Here is a 20518-nt window from a genome sequence, read left to right on the forward strand (position 1 = left end):
CATGCTGCATAGCGAAACCTTCGATGTCATCGTGGTCGGTGGCGGACACGCCGGCACCGAGGCCGCGCTCGCGGCCGCGCGCGCGGGTGCGCGCACGCTGCTGCTCAGCCACAACATCGAGACCATCGGCCAGATGAGCTGCAATCCCGCGATCGGCGGGATCGGCAAGGGCCACCTGGTCAAGGAGATCGATGCGCTCGGCGGCGCCATGGGCATCGCGGCGGACCGTGCGGGCATCCAGTGGCGCACGCTCAATGCCTCGAAGGGCCCGGCGGTACGCGCCACGCGCTGCCAGGCCGATCGCAGCCTCTACAAGGCCGCCATCCGCGCCATGGTGGAGACGCAACCGAACCTCGTGCTGTTCCAGCAAGCGGTGGACGACCTCATCCTCGTCGGAGGGCGGGTCGCCGGCGTACGCACGCAGATGGGCCTCGACTTCCACGCCGCCGCCGTCGTGCTGACAGCAGGCACCTTCCTGGCCGGCAAGATCCATATCGGACAAGCACAGTACGCCGGCGGCCGGGCGGGCGATCCGCCAGCCTCGGCGTTGGCCGCGAAGCTGCGCGAACTGCCTGTCGCCGCCGACCGGCTGAAGACGGGAACGCCGCCGCGCATCGACAGCCGCAGCATCGATTTCTCCATGCTGGACGAGCAGCCGGGCGACGACCCGATGCCGAACTTCTCCTTCCTGGGCTCGGCGGCCGATCACCCGCGCCAGGTGAGTTGCTGGATCACCCACACCACCGAAGCGACACATGACCTCATCCGCGGCTCGCTCGATCGATCGCCGCTGTACAGCGGACAAATCGAGGGTGTCGGTCCACGGTATTGCCCCTCGATCGAGGACAAGGTCGTCCGCTTCGCCGATAAGACCTCTCATCAGATCTTCGTCGAACCGGAGGGCCTGGACACCTTCGAGATCTACCCCAACGGGATTTCCACGTCGCTGCCCTTCGACGTGCAATACGCGCTGGTCCGCTCGATCCCGGGTTTCGAGCGTGCGCATATCACGCGCCCCGGCTACGCCATCGAATACGACTACTTCGATCCTCGCGGCCTGCACCCCTGGTTGGAAACCAAGGGCATTCCCGGCCTGTATTTCGCCGGCCAGATCAATGGGACGACGGGCTACGAAGAAGCCGGAGCGCAGGGACTCATCGCCGGCATGAATGCCGCGCTCGCCATTCGTGGCGAAGCGCCGTGGTATCCACGCCGCGACGAAGCCTATATCGGCGTGCTCATCGACGACCTGACGACGAACGGAACGATCGAGCCCTATCGCATGTTCACCTCGCGCGCCGAATACCGGCTGCACCTGCGCGAGGACAACGCCGACCTGCGACTGACGCCGCAGGGCCATGCACGCGGCGTGGTGTCGGACGCACGCCTCCAGCGCCTGGAAGCCAAGCGCGAGGCCACCGAGCGCGAGACCGCGCGACTGCGCGGTTTATGGGCCGCCCCGGGCAACGCGTTGGGCGCGGCCATCGAACGCGCGCTCGGCATCGCCGTCAGCCGCGAGACGCACGCCCTCGACCTGCTCCGTCGTCCTGAAATGGACTACGCGAAGCTGAGGACGGTGGCCGAACTCGGACCTGGAGTGGACGACGCCGAGGTGGCGACGCAGGTGGAGGTGCAAGCGAAGTATTCCGGCTACCTGGAGCGCCAGCGCGAGGAGATCGAGCGCCAGCGGCGGCACGAGACCACGGCGATACCCGACGGCTTCGATTACGACCGCGTGCGCGGCCTTTCCGCCGAGGTCCTGTTGAAGCTCAAGCGCTCCCTGCCCGCGACGATCGGACAGGCCGCACGCATCAGCGGCGTCACGCCCGCCGCGATTTCACTGTTGCTGGTGCATCTGAAGCGCCGGGCGGCCTGAGGGGAACCCGGCGCGCCACGCGCCGTCGCCGTCGCTGCATGACCACCAGCAGTCGGCGTCGTCACCGGCCATCTGGCATCATCACTCCCATCGAGTTAGCGAGTGGAAGGACCACCATGCAAGTCTGGATCGGACGAAACGGCGAGCGCTTCGGCCCCTACGCGGACGATGAAATCCGCCAGTGGCTGCGCGACGGCACCTGCCGCCCGGAGGAACTCGGCTGGCATGAAGGCATGACGGACTGGCGTCCGCTGGGCGAATTGTTCCCGGACGAGCGCCCCGCTGCCGGCAGCGTCCCGCCGACGCCCCCGCCCGCGCCGCCACCCTTCATGGGCGTCACCGACGTCGCCGAACCCGAGTACGCCGGCTTCTGGCTGCGCTTTGGCGCCTGGGTGATCGACTACCTGATCCTGATGGTGCCCTTCACGATCATCAGCCTGAGCATGGGTCTGGGCGTGGCGATGACGAAACTCCTCAGCCAGATGGAATCGGACCGGACGGCGGCGATCTCCGCCTACGCCGTGGCCGTGCAACCAATCACCTACGTACTGCTGGTGATCGGCTTCGTCTACTACGCGGCTTTCGAAAGCTCGAAGTGGCAGGCCACGCCGGGCAAGATGGCGGTGGGCATCCGCGTCACCGACACGGAAGGCAAGCGCATCAGCGTGGGCCGCGCCGCCGGGCGCAATGCGATTCGCCTGGTCAACGCCTTCACCTTCCTCGTCCCCATGGTCTTCTACGTCACGGCCGCCTTTACCCAGCGTAAGCAGGGCGTGCACGACCTCCTGGCCAGCACCTACGTGCTGACCGGGCGCGCCGACAAGGCCGCCGCACCCGCCCCACGTGGCGGCACGAGCGGCAGCTTCGACGCCTGACGGTTCCGCCCAACCCCGGCCTCCCGGCCGGGGTCTTCCCGTGCCTTGCTATCATCCCCGGCCCGGCCCGACGTTCGGCCGGCCGAGTCACGCACAGGAACGACATGCAGAGCATCGAACAACGTATTGCCCAGGACATCGCCGCCAAGCCCGAACAGGTGCGTGCGGCGGTGGAACTCCTCGATGGCGGCGCCACCGTGCCCTTCATCGCACGCTACCGCAAGGAAGTGACCGGAGGTCTCGACGACATCCAATTGCGCCTGCTGGAAGAGCGCCTGCGTTACCTGCGCGAACTCGAAGACCGCCGTACGGCCATCCTCGACAGCATCGCCGAGCAGGGCAAGATGACCGACGCCCTGCGCGCCGACATCCTCGCCGCCGACACCAAGGCGCGCCTGGAGGACCTGTACCTCCCCTACAAGCCCAAGCGCCGCACCAAGGCGCAGATCGCCCGCGAGGCCGGCCTGGAGCCGTTGGCGACCGGCCTGCGCGAAGACCCGACGCTCGATCCGGAAACGTTCGCGGCTGGTTTCGTCGACCTGGAAAAGGGCGTGGCGGATGCCAAGGCCGCGCTGGATGGCGCCCGCGCCATCCTCATGGAGACGATCGCCGAGGACGCCACCCTGGTCGGCGAGCTGCGCGACTGGCTGTGGGAGAAGGGCCAGATCCGCGCGACCGTCGTTCCGGGTAAGGAAAACGAGGGTGCGAAGTTCCGCGACTATTTCGACCATGCGGAGCCCGTTTCGAAGATCCCTTCGCATCGCCTGCTCGCCCTGATGCGCGCGCGTAACGAAGGCGTGCTGGAGATCGACCTGAACCCGGGCGTCGACGCCGACCAGGGCCACGCCGAGGGCGAAGGCCGAGTCGCCGCTCGCGCCGGCATCGTCGACCGCGGCCGCCGTGCCGATGCGTGGCTGCGCGAGACCGTGCGCCTCACCTGGCGCGTGAAGCTGCACCTGCACCTCACCCTCGATCTCTTCGGTCGCGTGCGCGAGTACGCGGAAGACGAAGCCATCCGCGTGTTCGGCGAAAACCTCAAGGATCTGCTGCTGGCCGCGCCGGCCGGCGCCAGGACGGTGATGGGGCTGGACCCGGGCATCCGCACCGGCTGCAAGCTGGCCATCGTCGATGCCACGGGCAAGCTGCTCGCCTACGACACCATCTACCCGCACGAACCGCGCAACCAGTGGGACCAGTCCATCGCCCGCATCGCCCAGCTGGCCAGGCAGCATGGCGTGAACCTCGTTGCCATCGGCAACGGTACCGCGTCGCGCGAGACCGACAAGCTCGTCGGCGAGACGATGCGCAAGCACGCCGACCTGAATCTTTCCAAGGTCGTGGTGAGCGAAGCGGGTGCGTCGGTGTACTCGGCCTCCGAACTCGCGTCGAAGGAGTTTCCCGAGCTCGACGTCTCGATCCGCGGCGCCGTTTCCATCGCGCGGCGCTTGCAGGATCCGCTCGCCGAACTGGTGAAGATCGAGCCGAAGGCGATCGGCGTCGGGCAATACCAGCACGACGTGAACCAGGTGAAGCTGGCCCGCGCGCTCGATGCGCGCGTGGAAGATTGCGTGAACGCCGTGGGCGTCGACGTGAACACCGCCTCGGCCCCCCTGCTCTCGCGCGTGGCCGGCCTCTCCTCCAGCGTGGCCGAGAACGTGGTGAAGCACCGTGACGCGAACGGCCCGTTCCCGAGCCGCAAGGATCTGCTCAAGGTGCCGCGCCTCGGCGACAAGGCCTTCGAGCAGTGCGCGGGCTTCCTGCGCATCACCGGTGGCAGCAATCCGCTCGATGCCAGCTCGGTGCATCCCGAGGCGTATCCGGTGGTCGAACGCATCCTCAAGCAGTGCGGCCGCGAAGTGAAGCAGGTGATCGGTGACACGTCGTTCCTGCGTGGCCTCAAGCCCGAGGACTTCACCGACGAGACCTTCGGCGTGCCGACTGTGCGCGACATCCTCAAGGAACTGGAAAAGCCAGGGCGCGACCCGCGCCCTGAATTCGTGGCGCCGAGTTTCGCCGAGGGCGTCGAAGACCTGAAAGACCTCAAGGTCGGCATGGTGCTCGAAGGACGCGTGACCAACGTGGCCGCGTTCGGCGCTTTCGTCGACGTCGGCGTGCACCAGGACGGACTCGTACATGTGTCGGCGCTTTCGCACACGTTCGTGAAGGACCCACGCGACGCCGTGAAGGCCGGCGACATCGTCAAGGTCAAGGTGATGGAGATCGACCTGCCGCGTAAGCGCATCGCCCTGAGCATGCGTCTGGACGATGTACCGGGCGAAGCTCGTGGCGGCCGTCCGGGCGCGCGCGACGAGGCTCCTGCAGGCGGCGGCAACCGCCGTGGCCCGCAAGGTGGCCGTCCGGCACAACCCGCCAAGTCCACTGCCAAGCCCGCCACCGCGCCCGCCAACAGCGCGTTCGCGGATGCGTTCTCGCGGGCGTTGAAAAAGTAGGAAGGCTCGCGCCACCAGGGGATTTTCTCAAGCCGGATGCCGGACCTCACGGTTCCGGCCATGGCTCGATCGCCACAGGCTTTCCTCGCGCCGCTCCTGCACCGACAGGAGCGGCCGTCGTGCACGGCGCCAGGCCCGGCGCGTAGCTCGCCGCCCTACCGCAGCGCAGCATGCGCCGGCGTATGGCTTCCATTACCGTAACGTTTCTCTAACGCCCACACACGGAGTGAACCACATGCGTATTCGCCATCTTGCCGGTGCCATCGGCGCTGCCCTTCTGTTCAGTGCCGGCGCTCACGCCGACGGCTTTACGCAGGTCGTTTCCTTCGGCGACAGCCTCAGCGACAGCGGCAACGTCTCCAAGTTGATCGGCTCGCCGGTGCAGCTGCGCTTCACCACCAACCCGGGCACGGTGGCGGTGGAGAACATCGCCGCCCACTACGGCTACACGCTCACCCCGTCCCTCCTGGGCGGCACCGACTACGCCTACGGCAACGCTCGCGCCGCGACCGTCAATCCCGTGACCGGCACGCCCCTGACCGTTCCGCCGACCTCCACCCAGATCCAGACCTATCTGGCATCGACGGGCGGCAAGGCCGACCCGAACGCGCTTTACACGATGTGGATCGGCGCCAACGACCTCCTGGCCGCCACGGCCAACCCGGCCACCGCCCAGGTCGTGGTCGCCACCGCGGCGCAGAACGAAGTCGCGCAGATCAAGGCGCTGCAAGCCGCCGGCGCGAAGACCATCGTCGTCTTCAACCTGCCGGACGTGGGCAAGACGCCCGCCGCCATGTCGCAAGGCGCCGCCGCCTCCGCCGGAATCACCCAGTTGACCCAGGTGTACAACGGCATCCTCTCCGGCGGCCTGGCCCAGGCCAACCGCGGCATCGTGCCGATCGACACCTATGCATTGCTCAACGAAGTCATCGCGAGCCCGGGCACCTACGGCTTCACCAACGTGACGACGCCGGCCTGCACCACGTCGAGCTCGCTGACCTGCACACCCGGCACGCTGCGCGACCCGAATGCGGCCAGCACCTATCTGTTCGCCGATGGCATCCATCCGACCACGGCGGCACACGCACTGCTCGGCCAGTACGCGATCTCGGTGATCACGGCCCCGCAGCAGATCTCGCTGCTCGGCGAGGCCGGTCTCGCCTCGAACGCCGCGCACGTGCGCTCGCTGCGCAACCAGATGATGGCCGACAACTTCGGCGCCGATTCGCGCGTTTTCGCAGCCGTGGATTACGGCCAGCAGAAGTTCAAGAACACCGACACCTCGCCCAAGACCGATAGCGACAACGTCAACCTGACCATCGGTGCCGATGCGCGCGTCAACGATCACGTCTCGATGGGTGTGGCCCTGGGCATCGCGCAGTCCAAGGCTGACTTCCAGGGCGGTGGCGGCTACAAGATGCAGGACATCGCGGGCTCGGGCTACGCGTTCTACCACAACGGCGGCGGCTACTTCGGCGGCTTCGCCAGCTTCGGCCAACTGAGCTTCACCGACATCGATCGCCGTATCGACCTCGGCGCTGCCCGCCGCACGGAAACGGGCAAGACCGACGGTTCGCATGTCGGCGGCGGCCTCACCGGTGGCTGGTGGTTCGGCAACGAGACGCTGAAGACCGGCCCGTTCGTCTCGGTGGAGTGGGAGCAACTGCGTGTGTTCGGCTACACCGAGCGCAACGACACCAGCACGGCGATGCATTTCGACAGGCAGACGCGTAACGCCCGCATCGAAACCGCAGGCTGGCGCCTGCAGGGCTCGTGGACCTCGGGCAACACCGTGCTGCATCCGTTCGCCGAAGTGGCCTACAACCACGACGGCCGCGCCGACGACCGCTACGTGACCGCAGGCCTCACGAACATGTCGGGCGAGTTCAGCGTGCAGGGCTTCACCCCGGACAAGACCTGGGTCACCGCCGACCTAGGCGTCACCGCCGAATTCAACCAGACCTGGAGCGGCTGGGTGAGCTACACGGGTCGCTTCGCTGATGATACGCAGCGGTATAACGGGTTGAATTTGGGTGTGAAGATGGCGTTCTGATCTATCGGCCCTAGTGAGTAGTTAAAAAACGCCGGCATAAAATGCCGGCGTTTTTTTACTGCACGACTGTTCAGCAATGCATCAGTTCCAACCGAGCTCGTATTGCTCGTACGGAAAAATGTAATCAAGTTCGGTTGCCTCCTTACTCGCACATTGCGCTAGAAGACATGCTTGCTGAATAGTCAGAAAGCCGGGCAATGTATACGCGGTTACACGGGTTCCGGGAACAATCGGGGAAGGACGCGATTCTTGCCCAAGAACGCAACTTGCGGCTTCGGATACTTTGTAGGCGGTATGGATATTGCCGTAGTGCGCCGAACGACTGAAATTGCACGTCGTTATTTGTTGACCGACGACGGCACCGTTCTCGTCGAAATACTTTACAGAGATCGCACTTGTGACTTCCGCACAGACCACCCCGGTCCAGGAAGCACAAATAAACGCAAAGATGGTCAAAGCCAGCCTACTACTCATTGTCTTTTATCCTTCATATGAATTTTGCTAATGCAGGTCACTCACGTAACAGGTGCACCAGGCGTCGCACTCATTGGTCTCAACAAGCGGACCTCGCCGTGGAAAGCGAAGAAGGTACTGATCATGATTGCCGGGAAGAGACCCTAGTCAGGGTAGAGTCGGATCACTCTTTCGTCTGTAGTCGAATGGCACAGGGTGGTGTAGTCCTTTTCTTACGCGCCAACGACGAGCAATGATCCCCGCTACCGACTACGCTTGCACCGCGCAAATGCAAAAAAAACGCCGGCGCAATGGCCGGCGTCATTCCAAACGATGTCGGGAGGTTACTTCTTACCGCCGCCCTTCGCATACATCGCCTCGGCCTGCTTCTTCAGGTCGTTGGCGGCATCGTCGCTGAGCACGTCGACCTTGCCGCTGGCTTCGTTCTGCTTCAGCACCAGCTCGCCGGCATCGTTCCAACCCGCGCGCTCGATCGAGGTCGGCTTGCCGTCCTTGCTCGGCTTCTTCTCCTGGACGATAACCCAGGGCTTGCCGTTCTTATAAGCGTAGTTCGTCGAGGTGAAACCCTTGTCACCGTAATCGACGAGCTCGATCACGAACTGGACGTCGTTGCCCTTCTTGAAGATCTGCCAGCCACGCGACTCGCCTTCCTTCAGCGCGGTGCCCTGGGTGACCTTCATGCCACCAATGTTCTTCTTCACACTGTTGAAGCCGGCCAGCTCCTTCTCACCCGGCGTGGCTTCGCCGACGAGCTGGATGTTGGCGACGTTCTTCGCGCCCTTGGTCAGGACCGGGGTCTTCAGCGGCGAGGAGTAATGGCGCTCGCCGTCCTGCAACGACACCTCGACGATGTACATGTCGTTCGGGTTGACGTCGGAGGGATTGAAATCGAGCTGGAACTGCTGCGGCAAGGTGACCGGCTGGATCGTCTTGGATGCCAGGGGCTGCGAACCTTCGGCCGAGACGTCGACAAGCTTGAGTTCAAGCTTGGCGTCCGGCGATAGCTGCGCACCGGCGTCGCGAAGCGCGACCGTTCCGGTAACGGCGTTGGCATTGGCGGGAGCGGCATTGTCGCTGCCACCGGCGGCGGCCTGCTGGCCGTTGTTGTCGGAGCCGCCACTGCAACCGGCCAAGGCCAGGGCGGTCACGGATGCGAGCGACAAGAAGATCCTGCGCATGGTCGAGCCTCGTTACGAACGGAAAATTTTGTGGGTCACGGAAGATACGCGCGCGCATGGCGCGCAAGACCTGCCGGGGGGAATCTTGGAGGATACCGGCAAAAGTGGCTCTGGAAAAGTCAAGTGACGATCTAACCACTTGTCGGCTTTTGCGACACGGTTGGCAAGCCGCCGGTCAGATTTGCCGAAAAAGCTTAAATTGCTGATTTCCGTGAGTTTTTACGAAAAACGCCACCCGAAGGTGGCGTTTCTCTTCAGCCGGTCACGCTCGTGGGGAGCGTGACCGTCGATTTACGACATCGATGGATCAGAAGTCGTAGGTGATGCCGAAACGAGCGTAGCGCGGCGTAGTCTGGTACAGCGCCGTGCGATAGTTCGGGTCGACGGCACCGATGCCACCTGCCTGCGGATACGTCGCCAGGCGCTCACGCGTATTGAGCACGTTGAAGACCGTGACGTTGAAGGCAAGCTTCTTGTCGGCCCACGTCGGGCGGTACTCAGCGCTCAGGTCGACGAGCCAGGTCCAGGGGTTGTGACCGACCTTGCCCGGGGCCGACGGCTCACCATAGCAGTAGTGGTAGTAAGAGCCGTAACCGGTCGGATCGGATTCGTCGGCGCCGTAGAGACCCAGGCACGATTTCGGTGCACCCGAGGCGACCGTCACGTTACCCGAGAGCATCCACTCATCCGCAAGCTGATACGAACCATACGCCTTGATCACGTGCTTGCGGCTGTTCGAAAGCTCGCCGCTTGCGTAGTCCATGAACTGCGGATAATCCCAGTCGACCGTGGCCGAAACGTCGTCCTGACCGATGTCGGAACGGACCTGGCCTTCCGAGTTGCCGTAGCTCTTCGAGTACAGGTAATCCAGCTTGCCGTACCACTTGCCGTCGAACGGATGCTCGAGGTACATCTCGAGGCCGTAGTAGTTGCGCTTGAGCTGCGGGAAGCCGAAGTCGGCATTGGTGACGTGCGCGGTGTAGTAGCCACCATTGAGGTTCGGCACCATGAAGTCCGAAGCACGACCCGGGTTGAACAGGTAGCTGCCCTGGATCGGACCAACGGTTGCCAGATCCACACCCTGACGCTGCAGGGCGGCCGTGATGGCATCCGAATCGCCAACGTCGTCGATCGCGTTCTTCAGCTTGCGCACGGTCGCCTTGGCGCCGTAGACCCACTTGTCGCCCAGCGTCTTGTCGAAGCCCAGGATGAACTCGTCCTGGTATTCCGACTTCAGGCTGGTCGAGGCAGCGGTCTTCGGATCGCGCGGCAGACCGTATTCGCGGTTCGCCGAGATCGGTCCACCGGTCGCCGTTTCGATCGGGGTGAGGCCCGTCGGGATGCCGTTGGCGTCGATACCCGTGTAGTTGAAATACTCGCGGGTGTACAGCGACTGGCCCGCGGAACGCAGTGCCACGCTTGCCGGCATGGCGAGGTAGTAACGGCCAGCGTTCGCGTAGATCTTCAGGCTCGAATCACCATTGACGTCCCAGGTGGCACCAAGGCGCGGCGCCCACTGCGGGCTGGTAAGACGGAGATACGGCTGGCTGACACCGTTGTAGTTGGTGAACTGGTCGTTACGCAGACCCACCTTGACCAGCCAGCGATCGTTTACCTGCCACGAATCTTCGATGTACTGCGCGCGCTGCTTCACGCGAACCGATGCACGGGCGTCATAGACGTAGCGGTCGACGTAGAAACCCTCACCGCCCGGTGCCGCAACGTAGGTGCTGCCACCAGGCGCACCAGCGATCGGCGTGTTCGGATCGTGCTGCTGGTACTCCCAGGCGTAGCCCGGACCCGACGTGCCTTGGCCGTCGTTCGTGTCGCGCACATCCTGATTGTCCATACCCGCGGTGATCGTGTGATCTCCGATGTGGTAGCTCAGGTCGACGCGGAAGTTCGTATTGGTCGACTTGTGCTGCGGATCGTAGACGCGGGTGGTCGGGTTCTCGTTGCTGATCGGGCTGCCACCGTTGAGCAACGGGTCCTGGTTGTTCGGAGTGATGATGTGCGGCATCTGCGTCTGCGGAACCTGGCTGTAGTACGTGCCATGCATCTTGCCGTACAGAACCGTCAGGGTCAGATCGTCGGTGATGTAGCTGGTGAACTTGGCGGTATACAGATCCGCGCCCGACTTGTTCAGCGGATTACCCGACGTGTCCTTGCCGATACGATCGCCACGCGTCAGGGTGCTGTAATCGAAGCCATAGACGTTGGCGTCGTAGTTCTGCTTGTTCGACGCACCCGTGACTTCGAGGATATTGCTGTCGTTGATGTTCCAGTCGAGCTTGCCGTAGAACTTCGGATTGCGGTACGTGCGATCGTAATAGTTCGGCGCGTCCTGCGAGGTGTAACGATCCTGGTTCACGCGCTCCTGCTCAGCGGCAAGGAAGATGTACAGCTTGTCCTTGATCAGCGGACCACCCACGTAGGCCGACTCGACCGTGCGCATCTGGGTGTCTTTCTTGTTGTAGTTGTAGATCTCACCGGCCGACGTCGAAGGACCGTTGATGATGTAGTGGTCGTTGCCCGGGGTCGAGCGGGTGCCGCGCGGTTCCCACAGGATCTGCGCACCGAAATGCCACTCGTTCGTGCCACGCTTGCCGACCTGGCTGATCACGCCACCGGCCGAACGACCGTAGGCGGCACCATAGCCACCGGCCAGCACTTCCTGCTGGTCGATCGCGCCGTACGGCAGGGTGATACCACCGAAGCCGCTGAGCGGATCGGTCGTGTTGAAGCCGTTGATGTAATACGCGTTCTCGGTGACCGAGCCGCCGCCGATCGAAACCAGGGCGTTACCGGTCGGACCGGAGAAGTAACCGCTGCCGGCGACCGCACCCGGTGCCAACAGCGCGATGGCTTCGGCAGTACGGGCCAGCGGCAGCTTGGCCAGCTGCTCGGACGTGATGACGGTTCGCGAGTCGACGGTCGAGACATCGACCGGCGGCAGGCTGTTCGCCGTGACGGTAACCGAGTCGAGCGACTGGGCGCTGCTGGCGGTGGCGGCGGCATTGAACGAAACGTCCGAGCCCTTGCCGACCGTCAGGTTCACGTTCTTGCGCGAATCGACGACGGCGCCATTGCGCTTGAGGTCGACCTGGTAGCTGCCAACCGGAAGGTTGTTGAACTGGTAACGGCCCGAAGCGTCGACAGGCACTTCGCGGGTGATACCCGTGGAGCCACTGATCTGGACGGTGTCGCCCGGCTGGGCGCCGGTGCCGAAGATATTACCCGTGGTGGACTGCGCGAGGACGACGCCAGTGCCGCCCAGGCTGATCGCCAGCGCAAGCGCCAACGAGGAACGACGCAGGACGGAAGCCTGCCGGATGCTGCGAGAACTCATTGCAAATCTCCCCAGATCGGCCCTAACCGGGCCTGAAATCAAGCAAAACCGACCAAGGCCGGAAAAAAGTGGCCCGTACGGTGCAATGCTCCAGGGGACTTACCAGCGCTCTACTCCTCCCAGAGTGAACGCCCCCGTTGGACCTGCTCCCGACAAGCCGTCGACTTCACCGGACCGGCCCTATCGTGGTTTACGAATGGGTCCGCCCAGAATCGTCGATGCCGAACATAGGCGTACGCCGACCACCGTGTCAACAAATTATTTACACGGGCTCGGCGGTTTTTCTAACGCTATATCCGTCGGCCTGAGGGGTGCAAATCTCAGGGAAACAGGGAATTTTGCTTACAGTTGAAACAGTTCCGCTAAAAAAGCGCCCTCGACCGGGAGGGGTGGAGGGCAATCTGGAGAGACGCTTTAACTTGCCGTGGAGGTGGTTTCCCACCCCCACGGCCTTTCTTCTTTTAGCTGCTTCTTACGGTCAGGCCCGATCAGAAGTCGTAGCTGATACCGAAGCGGGCGTAACGCGGCGTGGTCTGGTAGAGCGGAATGTCGTAGCGCGGGTTCGGCTTGGCTTCGCTGCCGTGGATCGGATAAATCTGCGTTTCCTTGCGCTGGTTCAGCAGATTGAACACGGTGACGTTGAAGGCGAGCTTCCGGTCGGCCCAATCCGGACGATATTCGACGCTACCCGTGACGATATAGGTCCACGGATTGTGACCTGCCTCACCCGGAGGCGACGGCTTGCCATCGCACCAGTGGTAGTACGAGCCGTAACCGAGGTTCGGATTCGTCTCGTCCGGGCCGTAGAAGCCAAGGCAGCTCTTCGGTGCACCCGAGGCGATACCGATGTTGCCCGAGACGAGCCATTCCGGTGCCAGCTGGTACGAGCCGTAGATCTTGAGGTTGTGCTTGCGGCTGTTCGCCAGTTCGCCGTTCGCGTACTGCATGACCTCCGCATAATCCCAGTCGACCGTCGCCGAGACGTTGTCCTGGCGGATGTCCGAACGGACCTGGCCTTCCGAGTTGCCGTAGCTCTTCGAGTAGACGTAGTCGAAGCGAACCTGGTACTTGCCGTCCCACGCATGCTCCAGGTACAGCTCGAGGCCGTAGTAGTTACGCTTGGAGTGCGGGAAACCGAAGTCCTCGTTGTTCATCTTGACGCTGTAGTAGCCGCCGTTGGTGTTCGGGATCAGGAACGTGTTGGCGCGGCCCGGGTTGAACAGGTAGCTACCCTGGATGTCGCCGATGGTGTCCGGATCGATACCCGACCGTTCCATCTTGCTCAGGATCGCGCCACTGTCGCCGACATCGTCGATCGCGTTACGCAGCTTGCGCACCGTGGCCTTCGCACCGTACGTCCACTTGTCCGTCAAGGCCGCGTCGAAGCCGAGGATGAACTCGTCCTGGTACTCCGACTTGATGTCGGTCGCGGCGGCGGTCTTCGGGTCGCGCGGAATGCCGTACTCGCTGTTGGCCGAGATCGGGCCGCCGGTGCTGCTGAAGATCGGCGTCAGGCCGGTCGGGATGCCATTGCCATCGATACCCGTGTAGTTGAAGTACTCGCGGGTGTAGAGCGAGGCACCGGCCGAACGCAGCGCGACGGTCGCGGGCAGCGCGAGGTAGTAACGACCCGCGTTGGCGTAGATCTTCAGGCTGGAATCGCCGTTGACGTCCCAGGTGGCACCCAGGCGCGGGGCCCACTGCGGAGTGGTCAGCTTCAGGTAGGGCACGCCATCCTGGTTGTAGTTGGTGAACTGGTCGTTACGCAGACCCAGCTTCACCATCCAGCGGTCGCTGACCTGCCAGGTGTCTTCGATGTACTGCGCGCGCTGCGTGGTGCGAACCGACGCCGCGGTGCGGTACACGTAACGTGCGACGTAGTAGCCACGGCCACCCGGCGGGGCGACGTAGGCGGCATCGGTCGGCGACGTGCCGATGATGGGCGTGCCGGGGGCGGTGTTCCAGTATTCCCAGGCGTAGCCCGGGCCGGTGGTGGAATCGCCGTCGTCCTTGTCGAGCACCTTCTGATTGTCGATACCGGCGACGAGCATGTGATCGCCGATGTGGTAGCTCAGGTCGACGCGGAAGTTCGTATTGGTGGACTTATGCTTCGGGTCGGCCGTGGTCGCGGAGGGATTCGCATTGGTGATGTTGCCACCAATGAGCGGATCCTGCTGGTTGGCCTGCAGGATCGACGGCAAGGACTGATCGCCACCGGACTGGGTATAGTACGTGCCCTTCATCTTGCCGTAGAGCGCGGTGAGGGTCAGGTCATCGGTGATGTAGCTGGTGAACTTGGCGGTGTACAGATCCGCGCCTGATTTGTTCACACTGGCCGTGTCCTTGCCGACGAAGTCACCCTTGGTCTTGTCCGCGTAGCTGTACTCGTAGATCGATGCGTCGTAGTTCTGCTTGTTCGATGCGCCGGTGACTTCGAGGATGTTGCTGTCAGTGATGTTCCAGTCGACCTTGCCGTAGAACTTCGGGTTACGGTACGACTGCTTGTAGACGAACGGCGCCGCCGAACTCGTCTTCTGGTCACCTTCACGACGCTCCTGTTCCGCGGCGAGGAAGACGAAGAGGGTGTCCTTGATCAGGGGACCACCGGCATACGCGGAATACGTCGTGCGCCACAGCTTGTCGCTGCGGTTGTCGTCGTACAGCTTGCCGGCGTTCGGACCGACCTTGCTGTAGAAGTTCATCGGGTTGGCCTTGGTGCCGTTCGGCTCCCACAGGGCCTGGGCACCGAAGTGCCAATCGTTCGTGCCGCGCTTACCAACCTGGCTGATCACGCCACCCGACGAACGGCCGTAGGCCGCGCCGTAACCGCCGGCGAGGATTTCCTGCTGGTCGATGGCGCCGTATGGCAAGGTGATACCACCGAAGCCGCTGAGCGGATCGGTCGTGTTGAAGCCGTTGATGTAGTACGCGTTCTCGGTCACGGCGCTGCCGGCGATCGAGACGAGGGGGTTACCGGTCGGGCCGACGAAGAACGAGCTGCCGGCGACGGCGCCCGGCGCCAGCAGCGCGATGGCTTCGGCGGTGCGCGCCAGCGGCAGCTTCGACAACTGCTCGGAGGTGATGACGGTGCGCGAGTCGACCGCGCTGACGTCGATCGAGGGCAGCGCGTTGGCCGAGACGGTCACGCCTTCCAGGCTGGAGGCCGAGGCAGCCGACGCCGGAGCGCCAAAGCCCACTTCCGTACCGGCACCCACGCGAAGGGTCACGTCGGAACGCGAATCGACGGCGGCACCGTCCTTGTTCAGCGTCACCTTGTAGTTGCCCAGCGGCAGCGAGCTGATCGAGTAGCGGCCGGCTGCATCGACGGGAACGGTGCGGGAAACGCCCGTTTCATTGGTGGCGGTCACGGTCTGGCCAGCACCTGCCGGCACCTGGCCGAAGATGGAGCCCGTGGTCGACTGGGCGAACGCGGCACCGGACACGGTACCCAGGCCAATGGCGAGGGCCAATGCGGTGCGGCGGCCCAGGATAGCGGCGCGGTTGTAACGCGAATTCATTCTGTATCTCCCCGATGAAAATTCCGCTTCGCAAGCATCTGCGAAAAGCGGCAAGCCGATCCCGGCCCGGCTAGCGCCAGGCTTCTGAGAGATCGGAGGCTGAAAAATCCCCTTTCAACAGCAGGATCCGCGAAAGGACCCCGCACCCCGAATCGCCACAATGCATGTGACGTAGGACACATATACCGACGCTGTCATGCGACCGCAATACGAAAATCTCACAGTATTTTTACAAGTCTAAGCAACTATTTACGTGGCAGGCATAACGCATCGAGCAAAATACGCCGGACACACAGGTAGTTACGTATGTGACCATTGTCACTTGCAGGACTACTGTGAATCTTGCCTAGGAATCATTCCTAGAAAAAAAGCCCTCGTCGGGGGACGAGGGCGATCTGGGGAGACGCTTTGTTATCACCTCTGGGCGGTTCCCTCCGCCCGAGGCTCTTGTTGTTGAGAAGTCTTCGCTAACCGATCAGAAGTCGTAGCGCGCCGTGAAACGAACCGTGCGCGGATCGGTGTAGTTGAGTTCGCGGTCGTAGAGCGGGCTTACCGTCGAGCGCGACGAGGCATAACGGGGGTTATACGCCGTCGGAGTCTGCTTGTTGAACACGTTCAGCACGTCGACCTGGAACGTGAGGTTCTTGTCCAGCCAGTTCGGCGTGTACGCGGCATTGAGGTTGACGATATAGGTCCAGGGCGTGTTGCCGTGCGAACCGCGAGGCGAACGCTCGTAACCCGCCGTGCCGGGAAGACCGCACCAGTAATAGAACGCACCGTTGTAAAGGCCGGCATCAGCGGTCGGGTAGAAGCTCGTGCAATTCTTCGGACGGCCCGATGCGATGTTCAGGTTGGCGCCGAAACGCCAATCGTCGTTGAGCTGGTAGTAACCGAAGGCCTTGATCTGATGCGTGCGGTTGTTCGGCAGTTTTCCGTTGGCACCGACCATCAGCTGGGGCAGATCCCAGTCCTGAGTGACCGACACGTCGGCCTGGCCACCGTTGCCGGTATCAAGGTCGGAGGCCAACTGGCCTTCCGTGTTGCCATAGCTACGCGACCAGGTGTAGTCGATGCGGCCGTACCACTTGTCGGCGAACGGATGCTCGACGTACAGGTCGACAGCGTAGTACTTGCGCTTCAGGTCCGGCAGTTGCAGGGCATCCTTCGAGTAATGCACCGTGACGAACGAACCGTCGTCCTGCTGCTGCAGGAAGGTGTTGCCGGTGCCCGGATTGAACAGGAAGCAGGCGCCACCCAGTGCGGGAGTGCAGGTGTCATCGATCGCGCTGCGCAGCTGACGCCAGGTCAGCTTGGCGCCCCAGTTGAAGGTAGGCGTGATGGCCTGGTCGAGACCGGCGATGTACTCGTCCTGGTAATGCGACTTCAGGCCCTTGGCGGCGACGGTGCGTGGGTCTGGAGCGATGCCACACTCGAGGTTCGCGGACACGGCGTTGCTGCCGCCGCAGGTGTAGCCCGAGGCCTGGTTGACAGGCACGGAGACAAGCCCGGTCGGTGCGCCGGTTACCGGATCGGTCCCGGTATAAGTGAAGTACTCAGCCGTACCGAGCGATCCGGAAGCGGCGCGAACCGCGACGTTATTCGGCATGGCCAGGTGGTAACGACCGGCATTGGCGTAGACCTTCAACGTGGAATCGCCCATGACATCCCACGACACGCCGAGGCGCGGCGCGAGCTGGTGACGCTGCTTGGCGTAGACCTCGTTGTTCCCGTTGTAGTTCTTGAATTGTTCGTTACGCAGGCCGGCATAGATCATCCAGCGATCGGTGAGCTGCCAATGGTCATCGATGTACTGCGATTCCTGCACCGTCTTCACCTTCGCCGAGGTGGTGGTGTAGGTACGGGTCACATAGTAACCCTGCGTACCGAGACCGCCGGCGGCACTCGGGGCGCCTACACCGTGGCCTGCGTCGATGGCCTGGTTGGGATTGTTCTGCTGGTTATAGGTCCAGCTGTACCCGCCAGGCAACGATGTACCGGTGAACGACTTGGCTTCCTGGCGATCCGCGCCGAAGCGGATGTCATGGTCGCCAAGACGGTACTCGAGATCGAGGCGCCAGCCGTTGGTCTCGTCGTTGGCTCCCGGTACGCGAACCGCCGTGGAGGTTGTCTGGCAGCTGCCGTAGTTGATGCCAGGTGCACGGGAATTGGCGCTGGCGATGCTGATCAGCGGGCAGTCCGCGTTATAGCCGAAGGGCGTCTGCACGTGATCGATGCGCTGCTGCCCATACAACGCCGACACGGTGAAATTGTCGGTGATGTAGCCGGTGTACTTTCCGACGTAGAGGTCGCCGCCATCCTTCGTGTAGGTACCACCGTTCTGCACGTTGCCGTGCGTCTTCGTGGCATAGCTGAAACCATACGTACTCGAGGTGTATTCGGTCTTGTCCGAGGCACCGGTCAGCTCGATGTGGTGGTCATCGGTAATGTTCCAGTCGACCTTCGCCAGCCAGCGGGGAATCTTGTACTGGTAGTCGTTCCAACCGTTACGGCCCACGGTTGCCGAGGTGACCGCGCCCGCACCGGTGCTCGCCGCGATACCGGAGCCTTCGCGGCGATTGATTTCAGCGTCGAGGTAGAAGAACAGCTTGTCCTTGATCAACGGGCCGCTGGCATAGGCGCCAATGGTGGACCGCCAATACTCGTTCTTCTTGTAGTACTGGTAGATCGTCCCGTCCGTGGCCGGATAGAAGCCCGTGTTGGGATAGTTCGAGTTACGCGGCGAGGCGCGAGTGCCCGACGGCTCCCAAATGGTGTAGACGCCGCCGTGCCAATCATTCGTACCGCGCTTGGTCACGATGTTGATGACACCGCCGGTCGAACGGCCGAACTCCGCGCCGTAACCACCGGTGAGCACCTGCTGTTGGTCGATCGCATCGAACGGCAGCTGTGTGAGGCCGATCGAGGTCAACGGATTGGTGACCGCATAGCCATTGATGAAGTACGCGTTCTCGGATGACGCGGAGCCACCGAAGCTGGGCACCGGATTACCGAGGGCATCCTTGTAACTGGAGTTGCCGATGACGCCGGGCGCCAGCAATGCGGCGGCGAGCACATCGCGCGTGATCGGAAGTTTGTTGAGCTGCTCCGCGGTAAGTACGGTACGCGTATCGACCGACGAGACGTCGATGGTCGGCATGGCCGTGGCGGACACCGAAACACCTTCGAGCGTGCTGGCCTCGGCGGCCGACGCGGTCGAGCCAAACGATACGTCCGAGCCGCCCGAGATCGTCACGGTGACGTTGTCGCGCGTGCTGACGACGGCGCCGTTGTTCTCGAGGGTGACCTTGTAGGTGCCGGGCGGCAGCGAACTGAAGCGGTAACGGCCGCTGGAGTCCACCGGCACGGTGCGCGAGAAGCCGGTTTCGGCGCTGGACACCGTGATGGCGGTACCTTGCTGCGGACTGACGGTGCCGAAGATCGAACCCGTCACGTTGGACTGGGCCAGCACGGCACCGGAGACGGTGCATAGGCCGATGGCGGCGGCCAATGCGGTCCGGCGCCCGAACAGGGCCGCCCGGTAATTGCGTACATTCATTGAAATGCTTCTCCCCTGGAAAGTCGCAAATCGCATCTTCTTGCGATTCATGGCAAGCCGATCCCGTCCCGGCGGAGACCAGGTTTCGCGTCGATCGGCAGTGTGTTTCCCCTGCTGCGGCCCGTGTTTTCAGGCACCTGCCGCATCCCCTCGCATCGCGGTACGCCCGATGCCTTTTCACGTATACGTAAACCGTTGCGCTGCCGCAACACCTCGTTTCACGCAAAAATTACATGCCGGGACAGCCTTTCACGATCCAATCAGACAAGCGACGCAAAAACTTGCGCCCGGTCCGCCACTTACAGGGATCGCCACCGTGACCTTTGGCCTATATGCGATTTTCGCCTAGGAATCATTCCTAGAGAAAACGGGCAATTACTTACAGCCATCGACCAGCTCGCCGCAGGACTTCCCCATCGAGGCAGCGAGAAAATACGGAAACTTCCGGCATGAAAGGCTTTCGAAGGCTAGTCGCTGTACACCAACCATCAGGTTCGCGCGTTGGTTGCGCGTAATCGCCGGGGGGCGGCCTTCTGAATCACGAGGTTTCAATCGCATGAACGACAATTCACGGGGATCCATCCTGGCAGACGCCGCCCACGTGGGACTGGAAATCGGGCGTGTCGACACCGCGGTGCCGACGTCCTCGTTTGCCACCCGCGTGCGCGCGGTCATCAAGATGTGCGGCAGCGTCAGTGAGATCGCCCGCCGCTGCGGCTTCTCCGAGGGCGTCGTGCGCAGTTGGCGTGACGGCAACACCGACCCTTCCCGGGGCCGGTGCGTGACGATGGCCAAGACCCTGGGCCTGTCGCTGGTCTGGCTCGCCGCCGGCGAGGGCCCGATGATGCTCGATGGCTCGGGCGACGACGCCGTGGCACGCACCGAGTCCTCGGAATCCACGCGTGGCCGCGACGGCCGCGAGATATCGGCCACCGCTCCGGGCATGCTGGACCCGTCGCGCCTCGCCGCGGCGATGAAGCTGCTGCAATCGGACATCGAGATGGCCGGCAGCCGCTTCTCGCCCGTGCGCCACGCCGACCTGGTAGCCGAGATGTATTCGATCCTCAGCCGTTCCGGCGAGCAGGACTACGCGGACCGGATGGTCGCCTTCAGGCGCACGGTGGTGTCTCGCATCCACGACGACAAGGGCGTCGCGGTAGCCTGATGCCGCGCCAACGCGTTGGCGCGC

The 20518-nt window shown here is 63.3% G+C and carries 10 protein-coding genes; 5 read left to right on the forward strand and 5 right to left on the reverse strand.

The window, feature by feature from the left end; genetic code table 11:
- Window position 1: 1 nt before the first annotated feature.
- The 4 genes from mnmG (at window position 2) to ACR9ZJ_RS03970 (ending at window position 7254) form a co-directional block, all read left to right on the forward strand.
- Window positions 2–1876: a tRNA uridine-5-carboxymethylaminomethyl(34) synthesis enzyme MnmG gene (mnmG, locus tag ACR9ZJ_RS03955; protein ID WP_481286943.1), complete on the forward strand. Its 1875-nt coding sequence runs from the start codon at window positions 2–4 to the stop codon at window positions 1874–1876.
- Window positions 1877–1992: 116 nt separating this feature from the next.
- On the forward strand, window positions 1993–2751 hold the full coding sequence (locus tag ACR9ZJ_RS03960; RefSeq protein ID WP_481286944.1) for an RDD family protein: 759 nt from the start codon (window positions 1993–1995) through the stop codon (window positions 2749–2751).
- 104 nt (window positions 2752–2855) lie between these two features.
- Complete coding sequence (locus ACR9ZJ_RS03965; RefSeq protein ID WP_481282229.1) at window positions 2856–5201, forward strand: Tex family protein; 2346 nt, start codon at window positions 2856–2858, stop codon at window positions 5199–5201.
- Between the two features lie 235 nt (window positions 5202–5436).
- Window positions 5437–7254 carry an autotransporter domain-containing protein gene (locus ACR9ZJ_RS03970; RefSeq protein WP_481282228.1) on the forward strand — a complete coding sequence of 606 codons (1818 nt, stop codon included), beginning with the start codon at window positions 5437–5439 and terminating at the stop codon, window positions 7252–7254.
- A gap of 81 nt (window positions 7255–7335) precedes the next feature.
- Here ACR9ZJ_RS03970 and ACR9ZJ_RS03975 read toward each other — a convergent pair whose 3' ends face one another.
- The 5 genes from ACR9ZJ_RS03975 to ACR9ZJ_RS03995 form a co-directional block, all read right to left on the reverse strand.
- On the reverse strand, window positions 7336–7728 hold the full coding sequence (locus ACR9ZJ_RS03975; protein WP_481286945.1) for a hypothetical protein: 393 nt from the start codon (window positions 7726–7728) through the stop codon (window positions 7336–7338).
- Window positions 7729–8051: 323 nt separating this feature from the next.
- A complete protein-coding gene (locus tag ACR9ZJ_RS03980) occupies window positions 8052–8906 on the reverse strand; it encodes a YbaY family lipoprotein (RefSeq protein ID WP_481282226.1) in 855 nt (284 codons plus the stop codon).
- Between the two features lie 307 nt (window positions 8907–9213).
- On the reverse strand, window positions 9214–12255 hold the full coding sequence (locus ACR9ZJ_RS03985; RefSeq protein WP_481286946.1) for a TonB-dependent receptor: 3042 nt from the start codon (window positions 12253–12255) through the stop codon (window positions 9214–9216).
- 488 nt (window positions 12256–12743) lie between these two features.
- Window positions 12744–15773 (reverse strand): TonB-dependent receptor, encoded by a 3030-nt coding sequence (locus ACR9ZJ_RS03990; protein ID WP_481282224.1) that lies wholly within the window; start codon window positions 15771–15773, stop codon window positions 12744–12746.
- 475 nt (window positions 15774–16248) lie between these two features.
- Window positions 16249–19329: a TonB-dependent receptor gene (locus tag ACR9ZJ_RS03995; protein ID WP_481282223.1), complete on the reverse strand. Its 3081-nt coding sequence runs from the start codon at window positions 19327–19329 to the stop codon at window positions 16249–16251.
- A 556-nt stretch (window positions 19330–19885) separates the two neighbouring features.
- Between ACR9ZJ_RS03995 and ACR9ZJ_RS04000 the strand changes: the two genes are divergently transcribed.
- A complete protein-coding gene (locus tag ACR9ZJ_RS04000; protein ID WP_481282222.1) occupies window positions 19886–20494 on the forward strand; it encodes a helix-turn-helix domain-containing protein in 609 nt (202 codons plus the stop codon).
- The last annotated feature ends 24 nt before the right edge of the window (window positions 20495–20518 follow it).

The organism is Luteibacter sp. KNZ12-1A (assembly GCF_056755675.1).